Here is a 12081-nt window from a genome sequence, read left to right on the forward strand (position 1 = left end):
TTAACGTCAAATTCATCATTATTACTTATCTTTTTCTCCCCTAAATTGCGAAAAGCGATCACACTTATTCATGACAGTCTGTTGAATGCTTTAACGTGTCACCAGAATATTCATTCGCCTGTATCCTTTTTTGCCGATCTCGTTCTAATATAAGAATACTGGGAAAAAACAATAAGTTTAGTTCGGGCTTACCGCTATTTAAGCACGGTAAAACCGACTGAAAATGCACAGCGTGTGCAATTGAGTGCGCCTGGGAGAGAGCATGATTGACGATCTGGAGCAAAATTTGCTGTTTCGTTACATGGGCACCCACAGTCCCTGGTGGCGGCTGACGGCGGACAGTAACGCGCTCCATCTTGCGGCCAGCGAAAGCGCCGATACCACGCAGGTTGTGGCGCTGAATGACGAGCAGGCCAACAGCATTCGCCAGATGACGGTTATTACCTCCAGCATTACCATGACGCTCTCCCTGTACGGAACCGAGGTGCCAGTGCACCTGGTGGGACGTAAGATCAATAAAAAAGAGTGGACAGGTACCGCCTCCGCCTGGAACGACACCCCTTCTGTCGCCCGCGATCTGGCGCAGGGGTTATCCTTTGCCGAGCAGGTGGTTTCAGAGGCCAACTCGGTCATCGTTATTCTCGACCGGCACGGCAATATTCAACGCTTCAACCGCCTGAGCGAAGAATATACCGGGATGAAAGAGCACGAAGTTATTGGTCAGAACGTCTTTAAACTGTTTATGAGCCGCAGCGAGGCAGCGGCTTCCCGGCGTAATATCAGCGGTTTTTTTCGGGACGGTAGCTCCTATGAAGTTGAACGCTGGATTAAAACCCGCAAAGGGCAGCGTTTGTTTTTATTCCGGAATAAATTCGTACACAGCGGCAGCGGAAAAAATGAAATATTCCTTATCTGTTCCGGTACGGATATTACTGAAGAACGCCGTGCCCAGGAACGTCTTCGTGTACTTGCCAATACCGACACCATTACCGGCCTGCCAAACCGCAACGCTATCCACGATCTGATCAGCGAAGCGATAGAAACCCGTGGCGATGGTCAGGTGGGCGTGGTCTATCTTGACCTCGATAATTTCAAAAAAGTGAATGATGCCTACGGGCATATGTTTGGCGATCAGCTGCTGCAGGCGGTGGCGCTGGCTATCCTCAGTTGTCTGGAGGACGGGCAGGTCCTTGCGCGTCTGGGTGGCGACGAGTTTATCGTGCTGGCAACCGGTACGTCACAGGGTGCGCTCGAAGCTATGGCTTCGCGGATCCTCACCCGCCTGCGTCAGCCTTTCCGGATTGGTTTAATTGAAGTCTACACCGGCTGTTCGCTAGGGATCTCCCTCGCACCCCAGCACGGCACCGATCGGGAAAGCGTGATACGCAACGCCGATACCGCCATGTATACCGCGAAAGAGAATGGCCGCGGCAAGTTCTGCGTTTTCTCGCCGGAAATGAATCAGCGCGTTTTTGAATATCTGTGGCTGGACACCAACCTGCGCAAGGCGCTGGACAATGACCAGCTGGTGATCCACTACCAGCCCAAAATTACCTGGCGTGGCGAGGTGAGAACCCTCGAAGCGCTGGTGCGTTGGCAGTCTCCGGAGCGCGGACTGATCCCACCGCTGGAGTTTATCTCCTACGCCGAAGAGTCCGGACTGATTGTACCGCTCGGGCGTTGGGTAATGCTGGATGTAGTACGCCAGGTGGCCAAATGGCGCGATAAAGGCATCAATTTACGCGTGGCGGTCAACGTTTCGGCCCGCCAGCTGGCAGACCAGACGATTTTCAGCGATCTGAAACAGGCGCTGAAGGATCTCAATTTTGAATACTGCCCTATTGATGTCGAGCTGACCGAAAGCTGTCTGATTGAAAACGAAGAGCTGGCGCTGTCGGTGATCCAGCAGTTCAGCCAGCTGGGGGCGCAGATCCACCTTGATGATTTCGGAACCGGTTATTCGTCGCTGTCGCAACTGGCACGTTTTCCCATCGATGCCATTAAGCTCGACCAGGCATTTGTCCGGGATATCCATAAGCAGTCGGTGTCGCAATCGCTGGTGCGCGCGATTGTTGCGGTCGCCCAGGCACTGAATTTGCAGGTGATTGCCGAAGGGGTGGAGAGTGCGAAAGAAGACGCCTTTCTGACGAAGAACGGCGTCAACGAACGACAGGGTTTTCTCTTTGCTAAGCCCATGCCCGCTGTCGCATTCGAGCGATGGTTTAAACGATATCAGTCACGGAATGCGCGTTAGCTGGCTTTACGCAGGCCTGATGCGGTGTGGCGGTCCTGAAGCTGAACCAACCGCTGCATATAGGCCACGTCCTTCGGCTGCAGGCAGAATGCGGCGTCTACCCAATCTTCCGTGATGTCCATCAGCTCACTGCGCGGCAGCTGCAATACCCGCTGGCGGGCGCGCAGCATCGCTCTGACGCCATTCATCTTGGGTTGTAACGTGTCGATGAAGGTCCGCGTCGCCACGTAACCCTGACCGGGTTCGAACAGCACATCCACCAAACCCTGCTGCTCATACCATTCCGCAGTGTGCGACTCCCCTTTGTAGATCAGCTCTTCTGCCAGTTTCATACCAGAGCGGCGGGCGACCAGCGAGTAGCCTCCCATTCCGGGGAACAGGTTAAAGGCGATTTCAGGAAACCCCAGGCGGGCATCCCGTTGCGCCAGTAAAAAGTGGTGCGCGAGCGCCGCTTCAAAGCCACCCCCAAGGGCACTACCCTCTACCATCGACAGGGTGATCGCCCCGGTATCAAATCCCCGCGATGCGGCGTGGACACAGTCCACGCAGGCGCGGGCATAGGCCCGAAGCGCTTCCCGACGACCGTTTTCAATGCACTCGACAAAGAAGCGTAAATCGCCGCCCGTATTATACATATCGGGCACCAGCGAACCGGTCACCCAGAAATCAACCTCAAACCCGGACTGCCGTACCAGCCACGACAGGTTCATAATCTCCTCTATAAGCGCATGATTGAAGCAGGGACGCGGCTGGGCCCGTAACATCATCCACACGGTACGTCTCTCCTCCTCGTAATAGCCGGCGAGCTGGGTGAATCGTGCAGAATCAGTGAACAGTTTACAGGTAGCCTGATTGATAATTGTCATAGTCTAATTCCTCATAGAAAAAAGCGCCTTGCGCGCAGAGTTAGACTAATCCACTACAAAATTCCTACGTATAAAGAAGCATCAAAATATCACTACCATTAATGGGCTTTCGTTAGCTCACTTTTTCCCTTCTCTTTTGCCTTCAATTTCTGCATCATTGAATTTATTCACTTTTCATTTAGGGATGAGATTATGTCTGATATCGATGCACTGAAAGTGGCGCAACGTATTGATACTGTGCTGGATATTCTGGTCGCAGGCGATGTGAACTCTGCTCTTCGTAATCTCGAGATATTAAAATCAGAATTACTGACCCTGGCGGGCGAGCAGAAAAACCCGGGTGCAGTGTCGCCTAAATCCCCATGGGAAGTTTAAGGCTCGATCCACCTCTCGTGTTTAAGTCAGTTTTCAACTAACGGCCATGCCGTTTTAATATGGATGCTATGAACTCCCGACAACAAATAATATTACAGATGGTGATCGACACAGGGCGTGTGAGTGTCGTTGATCTGGCAAAAGCAACCGGCGTGTCAGAGGTCACCATCCGCCAGGACCTCAATCTTCTGGAAAAAATGAGCTACCTCCGTCGCGCGCACGGTTACGCCGTCCCGCTGGACAGCGAAGATGTTGAAACGCGCATGATGAACAACTATGCGTTGAAACGCGAGCTGGCGGAGTTTGCGGCATCGCTGGTGAATAATGGCGAAACGGTGTTTATCGAGAACGGCAGCTGCAATGCCCTGCTCGCGCGCACGCTGGCCGACCAGAAGGAAGAGGTCACCATCGTGACGGTAAGCAGCTACATCGCGCATCTTCTGAAGGAGACGCGTAGCGAAGTGATTTTACTCGGCGGCATCTACCAGAAAAAAAGCGAAAGTATGGTTGGCCCGCTTACGCGTCAGTATGTGCAGCAGGTCCATTTCAGCAAGGCTTTCATCGGCATTGATGGCTGGCAGCCTGATACCGGCTTCACCGGGCGGGACATGATGCGCTCGGATGTGGTGAACGCGGTGCTGGAGAAAGGCGGCGAAACCATTGTGCTCACCGACAGCTCAAAATTCGGCGCGGTTCACCCTTATACCATGGGCCCGGTCTCGCGCTTTAGCCGGGTGATTACCGACGAGGGCATTAAACAAGCCCATATCGCCACTCTGCAGCAAGACGGCTTAACCGTCGATATCGTTAAAAAACCCGCCTGACCCTACTCTAACGCCCGAATATCGGGCGTCATTTTTCTGCCCCTTCGCTCTGAGACTTTTCTGAACCCCCGTTTAAGACTATTTACCTGTCGGATCAGTAATAAAGACGTAAAATTATTGTTAGCGATATAACAGGAAGTAACTATCACCTGCGTGATCTTGTAACGCCTGCGCAATCAAGTTTCATGGAATAACGCGCTTGAGGGGATTCTTAGCCATTTAAGCGAAATGATTTCCGTGGATCAATACTTCAGGAGAATGAATTATGACCTTTAACAGCAAAAAATTATCCGCTGCTATGCTGGCCGTTACGCTGGCATTATCCCTGAGCGCGTGCTCCGGCATGAGCAGACAAGACCGTAATACCGCGATTGGTGCGGGTGCTGGCGCAATCGGTGGTTCCGTCTTAACTGACGGTAGCACGCTGGGTACCCTGGGTGGTGCTGCAGTGGGTGGGATCATCGGTCACCAGGTTAAATAACCTACCGATTGCCACCGCAGTCATTTGATAACGCCCTGTTGTTTCTGGCGCTATCTCAAAATAAAAACAGTAAGCCACGGTTTCGACCGTGGCTTATTTGTTTTGGCGGTGCGTTAACCGCCCGCTAATTTCACTTTCATCCCTTTGGCCTCCAGCAGGGATTTAATGAGATCCCGTTTGTCGCCCTGGATCTCAATAACACCATCTTTAACTGACCCGCCGCATCCGCACTTTTTCTTCAATTCTGCGGCAATCTGCGCCAGAGTGGCATCGTCGGCGTCAATTCCGGTGATCAGCGATACGCCCTTCCCTTTACGTCCGCTGGTCTGGCGTTGAATCCGTACAATGCCATCACCTTTTGGTCGCTCAGCGATCTCTTTTGGCTCATCAATGCGCCCGGTTTCTGTCGAATAGACCAGGCGGCTGTTAGTGTCGCGCATTACGCCCCCTTGTGAAGTGATGCGTTAATAGCTTTCAGGGTTTGTGCCGGATCGGCTGACTGGGTGACCGGCCGACCAATAACCATATAGTCCACGCCCGCCGCCAGCGCCTGTTCCGGGGTCATAATGCGGCGCTGATCGCCTGCATCGCTCCCCTGGGGACGGATGCCCGGCGTGACCAGCTTGAAATCCTGTCCGATAACACTTTTGAAGCGAACGGCTTCCTGAGCAGAGCAGACGACGCCATCAAGTCCGCAGGAGTGCGTCAGGCGAGCCAGACGTTCGGCATGCTCTGCCGGTGACAACGTCACGCCAAGGTCCAGCAGATCGCTGGCTTCCATGCTGGTCAGCACGGTAACGGCAATCAGCAATGGGGCATCGTTACCAAAGGGTAACAGCGCTTCGCGAGCGGCGGTCATCATACGCGCCCCGCCTGAGGCGTGAACGTTCATCATCCAGACCCCCAGCTCAGCCGCTGCGGCTACCGCATGGGCCGTGGTGTTAGGAATATCGTGGAATTTCAGATCCAGAAAAACATCAAATCCGCGCTGCTGCATATCGCGAACAATTTGCGGTCCAAAGAGCGTGAACATCTCTTTACCGATTTTCAGGCGGCAGTCTTGCGGATCAATACGATCAACGAACGCCAGGGCATTGTCGCGATTGCTGTAATCCAGAGCGACAACAACAGGAGATTCAGTAACTACGCGGGAGGAAGATGAAGCTACAGACGTCATGACCGGACCTTCTCGTCGATGGGCGCCGCATCGGCGCGGGAATGTTAAACGGCGAGCATTCTACCTGCGCACCACAAAAATTAACAGGTTACATTTTTATTCCTGCCGGACCACAGCGCGCACGGACCCATTGTGTCAAACCTTAATTAGTATGTTGTAACTAAATTAAGGCTTTTTAAAAATTACTGCCCATCGAGGCCGCGAATTGGCTTAATGGTGGACCAGGCGCGGCATGACGGACAGTGCCAGTACAGCGTATAGGCCGTAAAGCCACACTTCTGGCAGCGGTAGCGCGGCTTGCTGCGCACCTGTTCGCCTACCATGTCCCGCAGCACCATCAAGCTCTCTTTAGCGCGCCCCTCTTCTGCCTCGTTCAGGTGATAATCCATCAGCTTATGGAAGACACGCATGGTGGGATGGCGCTGCAGCTGACGGGTAATGTACACCTGCGCCGTATCACTGCCTTCGTGTTCCTGAACCACATTCGCCAGCATCAGCTCCGCTGTCGCCCCGGTGTTCTCTTCCACGCAACGACGCAAGAAAGCCACCCACTCTGAGGTCATATCCAGCTGCTGATAGCAGGTTTGCAACATCTCCAGGGTTTCGCTGACCAGCTCTTTATCCTGATCGATAACCCGGAGCAGACTCTCTACCGCCTTGTGGTAATCCCCTTTCGCCATATAGACGCGCCCCATCATGATGGAGACGCGCGCGCTGCTGCGATCCGCGGCGGCACCCTTGCGAAGAAGCGCCATGGCTTTGTCCATATCTTCGCTGCCCATCTGCTGTAGGGCGAGTTCGCAGTAGAAGTGGCCAATTTCAACGCGCTGTTTATCTTTACCAAGCTTCACCAGACGTTCAGCAACGTCGATCGCTTTCTGCCATTCACTGGTGGCCTGATAAATCTGCAGCAACTGCTGCAGGGCGCTGATGCGAAAATCGGTTTCATCCACCAGCTGCTTGAACATCTCTTCGGCGCGATCGTAGAGACCGGCCGCCATGTAGTCACGGCCCAGCTGTTGTACCGCCAGCAAACGCTGCTCATAGGTTAATGAGGCGCTCTCCATTAAGGTCTGGTGGATGCGGATAGCGCGGTCGACTTCACCGCGGGAGCGGAACAAATTACCGAGCGTAAGGTGGGCTTCAACGGTACCGGTATCCTCTTTCAACATCTCAAGGAACAGATCGACCGCTTTATCCTGTTGGTTGCTCAGAAGGAAGTTAACCCCGGCGACGTAGTCGCGTGAAAGCCGGTTCGCCTCATCCTGCTTTGTTTGTTGCGCACTTCTGCGGCCCATATACCAGCCATAGGCTGCGGCTACAGGCAAAAGCAGAAACAACAACTCCAGCATCTTAGATTATTCCTTCGCTACCGGCACACCTGAACTTACCGGAACGTCGGCCGGAGGCGCAATTTGGTTTTCAAGACGTTTAATTTTTCGTTCCGCCCGGGCGAGTGATACCCGAACTTTAAGCCAGAACAGACCGCAAATCAGCCAGCCGATAACAAACCCGGCAGCAAACAGAACCGCCAGGAGGCTGGATATCCGATATTCGCCTTGCGCCAGCAGATAATTAAACGTTACCTGTTGATCGTTTTGCGCACCCAATGTGACGGAAATGACAAAAATCGCCAACACTAGTAAGAAAATGAGTAAATATTTCACATTACTTCCCGTTATGTGGTTTAAGCGAATAAAGAGCGTTCACCATAGCGTAACCAGCCTTATAAACTACCATTTTCAGGACGGTGGCGAAACGGAAAAAGCGTCGCGCTAGGTTCTGATCTGCGGCTTAATATAATAATTTCAACCTCAGTCAGCTTTCTTGCTCTCTGTCGGCAATTTCCCGCTTCTCTTCTACCGGCGGCGTGAGCGGACCGCAGACGCGCTGGGCAAGCCAGGTGGCACAGGTAATCAGCAGCCACGACATCAGGGTGGCTACCACCAGGTCCCGCGGCCAGTGCATACCGAGCAGCAGGCGGCTTCCCATCACGCCCGTCGCCCAGACCAGCAGAACGGCGATGGTCAACGTGCGTCGACGCGGCCACAGCAGCCCTACCCCCAGCAACGCCCAACTTGCGGCGAACATCGTGTGTCCGGACGGAAAGGCAAATCCGGTCTCTTTTTGCCAGTGCTTGCGTAAGAATGTCGGGACAGCCTGTTGTTCACTAAGCTGATCTTTCACCAGCTCACCGCGTTCCTTACGCTTTAAATTGTAGAAGTCGTCGACCGGAACATGGTGAGTTTTTTCCAGCCAGACGACAAATGGACGCGGCTCCTGAACCCGATCTTTAACCCAGGATTTGAGCCCCTGGCCGATCAGGATCACGCCAGCGAGAATGGCAAACAGCATAATGGCGGCCCGCAAACGAAAACGCAGGCACCACAAAAACCAGCCGCACAATAGCGTATGCGTAATAATGCCCCAGGGTTGAGTAACCGTCTCGGTTACCCAGAACAGCGCCTTCAACCATGCGCTGTTCGTACCAGGCTGCCACTCCCAGCCTGATATCCACACCGCCACAGGCATTACAAGCAATATCCCTGCACCAACCGCCGTACGGCGGGCTATTGAAAGCATGTCGTCTCCTTTTTTCGATCAGCCCCACAATCATAACCGAAAAATCAGAGCTGCGTAAAAATGTCGGATTGTGCGTTTAACGTTCGTTAAGCCGGCAGTGATTAGGTGAACCCGTGCAGCTTGTGGCAAAATAAGAACATACCGACAGCCAAACAGGCAACAGACACAAGGCGTGTCAGCATTTTCTGGAGAATCACATGCAGCTTAAACGTGTGGCAGAAGCCAATCTGCCAACCCCATGGGGCGATTTCCTGATGGTGGGCTTTGAAGAACTGGCAACCGGGCAGGATCATGTCGCGTTAGTCTTCGGCGATACGTCCGGGCAGACGCCGGTTCTGGCTCGCGTTCATTCCGAGTGTCTCACGGGTGATGCCCTGTTTAGCCTGCGCTGCGATTGTGGTTTTCAACTTGAAGCTGCCCTGTCGCGCATCGCCGAAGAGGGCCGGGGCATTCTGCTGTATCACCGTCAGGAGGGCCGCAACATCGGTCTGCTGAATAAGATCCGCGCCTATGCGTTGCAGGATCAAGGCTACGATACCGTTGAAGCTAATCACCAGTTGGGCTTTGCTGCCGATGAACGTGACTTCACCCTGTGCGCGGATATGTTCAAGCTGCTGGGTGTCGATGAAGTGCGTCTGCTGACCAATAACCCGCGTAAGGTGGAGATCCTGACCGAAGCCGGGATCAACATCGTTGAACGTGTGCCGCTGATTGTGGGGCGTAACCCGAAAAACGAACACTATCTGGATACCAAAGCGGCCAAGCTAGGCCATCTGCTTAACAAGTAAAAAAACAACAGCCCGGCAATCTATGCCGGGCTGATTTTCTTTTAGTTCAGCATATTACGAATGACATAGTGCAAAATGCCGTCGTTCTGGTAGTAGGTGAGCTCCGTCGCAGTATCGATACGACAGCGGCAGTCCACCACCTCGGTTTGCCCATCGGCTCGCGTCAGTTTGACCGGCACGGTGGCGCCAGGCGTCAGGTTCTGCAGATCCGCAATATCAATGCGCTCCTCACCCGTCAGCCCCAGCGTTTTACGCGATACCCCCTGCGGGAACTCCAGGGGTAAAATCCCCATCCCGATCAGGTTTGAACGGTGGATACGCTCAAACGATTCGGCGATAACGACGCGTACACCAAGCAATCTGGGTCCTTTTGCTGCCCAGTCGCGGCTTGATCCGGAGCCGTACTCTTTCCCGGCAATAACCGCCAGCGGAATGCCCTCCTGCTGATACTTCATGGCGGCATCGTAAATCGAGATCACTTCGGTTCCGGGCAGATGGCGCGTCATTCCGCCTTCCACACCAGGCACCATCTCGTTGCGGATACGAATATTGGCGAAAGTGCCACGCATCATCACTTCATGGTTGCCGCGACGCGAACCGTAGGAGTTGAAGTCACGCCGCTCTACGCCACGACTCTGGAGGTAACGCCCTGCCGGGCTATCCGCTTTGATACTGCCTGCCGGGGAGATATGGTCTGTGGTCACCGAATCACCGAGGATGGCCAGTACGCGCGCGCCGTGGATATCTTCCAGCGGTTTGGGTTCCGCCAGCATCTCGTCAAAGAAAGGCGACAGACGGATGTAGGTGGAGTCATCCTGCCAGCTGTAGGTATCTGAGCGCGCCACCTCAATGGTTTTCCACTCAGGCGTGCCTTCAAACACTTCGGCGTACTCTTTGCGGAACATGTCGGTGGAGACCTTTTCCACCGCCTGGGCAATCTCCTGCGCCGACGGCCAGATATCTTTCAGATAAACCGGATCCCCTTTGCGGTCGTGCCCCAGCGGATCGGTTGCCAGATTGATATTCATATTGCCCGCCAGGGCATAAGCCACCACCAGCGGCGGAGAGGCCAGCCAGTTGGTTTTAATCAGCGGATGGATACGACCTTCAAAGTTACGGTTGCCCGAGAGCACCGCCCCTACCGTCAGATCGCCCTGCTTGATTGCTGTTTCGATAGGTTCCGGCAGCGGCCCGGAGTTACCGATACAGGTGGTACATCCGTACCCCACCAGGTTAAAGCCCAGCTCATCGAGATATGGCGTCAGGCGGGCTTGCGCCAGGTAATCGGAGACCACTTTCGAGCCAGGTGCCAGCGAGGCTTTGACCCACGGCTGGCGTTTCAGGCCGAGGGTAACGGCTTTTTTCGCCAGCAGTCCCGCCGCCATCAGAATGCTGGGGTTCGAGGTGTTGGTGCAGGAGGTGATGGCCGCGATCGCAACCGCGCCGTCCGGGAGCTGGTACTGCTGGCCGTTCATGACGTAATCAATGGGCCGGCGATCCTTCTGTGCGGTATTGACCTCCAGTTCAGTGCTGGCGGCAAACGCCTTAGGCACATCCGGCAAAGCCACCCGGTCCTGGGGACGTTTCGGCCCGGCGACGCTGGCTTCAACCTCGCCCATATCCAGCGCCAGGGTGCTGGTGAACACCGGTTCATCGCCCGGATTACGCCACATCCCCTGTGCTTTAGCGTAGGCTTCCACCAGCGCGACCTGCTCGCTGCTGCGCCCGCTGAGGCGCATATACTCCAGCGTCACGCCGTCTATGGGGAAGAAACCGCAGGTTGCGCCATATTCAGGCGCCATATTGGCGATAGTGGCCCGGTCTGCCAGCGGCAGAGAGTCGAGGCCGTCACCGTAAAATTCTACAAATTTACCCACCACGCCGTGCTTACGCAGCATCTGGGTGACGGTGAGCACCAGGTCGGTGGCGGTGATGCCCTCGCGCAGCTTGCCGGTCAGCTTAAAGCCGACCACATCCGGGATCAGCATCGAGACCGGCTGGCCGAGCATAGCGGCCTCAGCTTCGATACCCCCTACCCCCCAGCCCAGCACGCCGAGGCCATTGATCATAGTGGTATGGGAGTCCGTGCCGACCAGCGTATCCGGGTAGGCCACCCACTCCTTATCCTGCAATTCGCTCCACACCGCTTTGCCGAGATACTCCAGATTGACCTGGTGGCAGATACCGGTGCCAGGTGGGACGACGCTGAAGCGACTGAACGCCTGCTGGCCCCACTTCAGAAACACATAACGTTCGTGGTTACGCTCCATCTCCAGACGCACGTTCTCTCCAAACGCATCATCATCGCCAAAATGGTCCACGGTCACCGAGTGGTCAATAACCAGGTCAACCGGGGAGAGCGGATTCACTTTTGCGGTATCGCCCCCCAGGCGTTTTACCGCTTCACGCATTGCCGCCAGATCAACCACCGCCGGAACGCCGGTGAAATCCTGCATCAGCACCCTGGCCGGACGATAGGCGATCTCCCGGTCGGCGTGGGCGTTCTGCAACCATCCGGCCAGGGCGTGAATATCCTCAGCCGTAACGGAGAGGTCATCCTGCCAGCGCAGGAGGTTTTCCAGTAACACTTTAAGTGACTTGGGTAAGCGCGCAATATCCCCAAGTTCCTTTGCGGCCAGTGGCAGGCTGTAGTAGTGATAGGTTTTGTTCTCAGCCTGCAATGTGTCCTTACTGGCTTCGCGTAGGGTTAACGACATAAGCTCCTCCTTAATT

At 54.7% G+C, this 12081-nt stretch carries 12 protein-coding genes; 5 read left to right on the forward strand and 7 right to left on the reverse strand.

All coding sequences use genetic code 11. From position 1 onward, the window contains the following. The first annotated feature begins 262 nt into the window (after window positions 1-262). Window positions 263-2254 carry a cyclic di-GMP phosphodiesterase gene (gene pdeR / locus GNG26_RS12730; RefSeq protein WP_156239028.1) on the forward strand — a complete coding sequence of 664 codons (1992 nt, stop codon included), beginning with the start codon at window positions 263-265 and terminating at the stop codon, window positions 2252-2254. Here pdeR and GNG26_RS12735 read toward each other — a convergent pair. Continuing rightward, on the reverse strand, window positions 2251-3120 hold the full coding sequence (locus GNG26_RS12735) for a crotonase/enoyl-CoA hydratase family protein (RefSeq protein ID WP_156239029.1): 870 nt from the start codon (window positions 3118-3120) through the stop codon (window positions 2251-2253). The two genes, pdeR and GNG26_RS12735, sit on opposite strands and share 4 nt — an antisense overlap. Window positions 3121-3312: 192 nt before the next feature. On the opposite strand from GNG26_RS12735, the gene GNG26_RS12740 reads away from it, so the two are divergent. The 3 genes from GNG26_RS12740 (at window position 3313) to osmB (ending at window position 4800) form a co-directional block, all read left to right on the forward strand. Beyond that, complete coding sequence (locus tag GNG26_RS12740; protein ID WP_103822238.1) at window positions 3313-3495, forward strand: hypothetical protein; 183 nt, start codon at window positions 3313-3315, stop codon at window positions 3493-3495. Between the two features lie 68 nt (window positions 3496-3563). Continuing rightward, the gene (locus GNG26_RS12745; protein ID WP_156239030.1) at window positions 3564-4319 is read left to right on the forward strand and encodes a DNA-binding transcriptional regulator YciT; all 756 of its coding nucleotides are present in this window, start codon (window positions 3564-3566) and stop codon (window positions 4317-4319) included. Between the two features lie 265 nt (window positions 4320-4584). Next, window positions 4585-4800 carry an osmotically-inducible lipoprotein OsmB gene (gene osmB / locus GNG26_RS12750; protein WP_103179879.1) on the forward strand — a complete coding sequence of 72 codons (216 nt, stop codon included), beginning with the start codon at window positions 4585-4587 and terminating at the stop codon, window positions 4798-4800. 113 nt (window positions 4801-4913) lie between these two features. Here osmB and yciH read toward each other — a convergent pair whose 3' ends face one another. The 5 genes from yciH to pgpB all read right to left on the reverse strand — a co-directional run bounded on the left by yciH (window position 4914) and on the right by pgpB (window position 8560). Next, the gene (gene yciH, locus GNG26_RS12755) at window positions 4914-5240 is read right to left on the reverse strand and encodes a stress response translation initiation inhibitor YciH (protein WP_114314739.1); all 327 of its coding nucleotides are present in this window, start codon (window positions 5238-5240) and stop codon (window positions 4914-4916) included. After that, window positions 5240-5977: an orotidine-5'-phosphate decarboxylase gene (gene pyrF / locus GNG26_RS12760; protein ID WP_156239031.1), complete on the reverse strand. Its 738-nt coding sequence runs from the start codon at window positions 5975-5977 to the stop codon at window positions 5240-5242. Before pyrF ends, yciH begins: the two co-directional genes overlap by 1 nt. Window positions 5978-6159: 182 nt before the next feature. Next, window positions 6160-7329 (reverse strand): lipopolysaccharide assembly protein LapB, encoded by a 1170-nt coding sequence (lapB, locus tag GNG26_RS12765; protein ID WP_156239032.1) that lies wholly within the window; start codon window positions 7327-7329, stop codon window positions 6160-6162. A gap of 6 nt (window positions 7330-7335) precedes the next feature. Further along, complete coding sequence (locus tag GNG26_RS12770) at window positions 7336-7644, reverse strand: LapA family protein (protein ID WP_103822242.1); 309 nt, start codon at window positions 7642-7644, stop codon at window positions 7336-7338. A gap of 151 nt (window positions 7645-7795) precedes the next feature. Then, window positions 7796-8560, reverse strand: a complete 765-nt coding sequence (gene pgpB / locus GNG26_RS12775) for a phosphatidylglycerophosphatase B (protein WP_156239033.1) — start codon at window positions 8558-8560, stop codon at window positions 7796-7798. Between the two features lie 197 nt (window positions 8561-8757). Between pgpB and ribA the strand changes: the two genes are divergently transcribed. Beyond that, window positions 8758-9348 carry a GTP cyclohydrolase II gene (gene ribA, locus GNG26_RS12780; protein ID WP_168192025.1) on the forward strand — a complete coding sequence of 197 codons (591 nt, stop codon included), beginning with the start codon at window positions 8758-8760 and terminating at the stop codon, window positions 9346-9348. A 41-nt stretch (window positions 9349-9389) separates the two neighbouring features. Here the strand turns inward: ribA and acnA are convergent, their stop codons facing one another. Continuing rightward, window positions 9390-12065, reverse strand: a complete 2676-nt coding sequence (acnA, locus tag GNG26_RS12785) for an aconitate hydratase AcnA (RefSeq protein ID WP_156239034.1) — start codon at window positions 12063-12065, stop codon at window positions 9390-9392. Window positions 12066-12081 lie beyond the last annotated feature (16 nt).

The sequence above is a fragment of the Leclercia sp. J807 genome (assembly GCF_009734465.1).
Taxonomy (GTDB): Bacteria; Pseudomonadota; Gammaproteobacteria; order Enterobacterales; family Enterobacteriaceae; genus Enterobacter.

Coding starts and splice junctions, on each gene's coding strand:
- acnA (WP_156239034.1), bottom strand. CDS start 12,065: ATGTCGTTAACCCTACGCGAAGCCAGTAAGGACACATTGCAGGCTGAG.
- pdeR (WP_156239028.1), top strand. CDS start 263: ATGATTGACGATCTGGAGCAAAATTTGCTGTTTCGTTACATGGGCACC.
- pgpB (WP_156239033.1), bottom strand. CDS start 8,560: ATGCTTTCAATAGCCCGCCGTACGGCGGTTGGTGCAGGGATATTGCTT.
- ribA (WP_168192025.1), top strand. CDS start 8,758: ATGCAGCTTAAACGTGTGGCAGAAGCCAATCTGCCAACCCCATGGGGC.
- lapB (WP_156239032.1), bottom strand. CDS start 7,329: ATGCTGGAGTTGTTGTTTCTGCTTTTGCCTGTAGCCGCAGCCTATGGC.
- GNG26_RS12735 (WP_156239029.1), bottom strand. CDS start 3,120: ATGACAATTATCAATCAGGCTACCTGTAAACTGTTCACTGATTCTGCA.
- GNG26_RS12745 (WP_156239030.1), top strand. CDS start 3,564: ATGAACTCCCGACAACAAATAATATTACAGATGGTGATCGACACAGGG.
- pyrF (WP_156239031.1), bottom strand. CDS start 5,977: ATGACGTCTGTAGCTTCATCTTCCTCCCGCGTAGTTACTGAATCTCCT.
- osmB (WP_103179879.1), top strand. CDS start 4,585: ATGACCTTTAACAGCAAAAAATTATCCGCTGCTATGCTGGCCGTTACG.
- GNG26_RS12740 (WP_103822238.1), top strand. CDS start 3,313: ATGTCTGATATCGATGCACTGAAAGTGGCGCAACGTATTGATACTGTG.
- yciH (WP_114314739.1), bottom strand. CDS start 5,240: ATGCGCGACACTAACAGCCGCCTGGTCTATTCGACAGAAACCGGGCGC.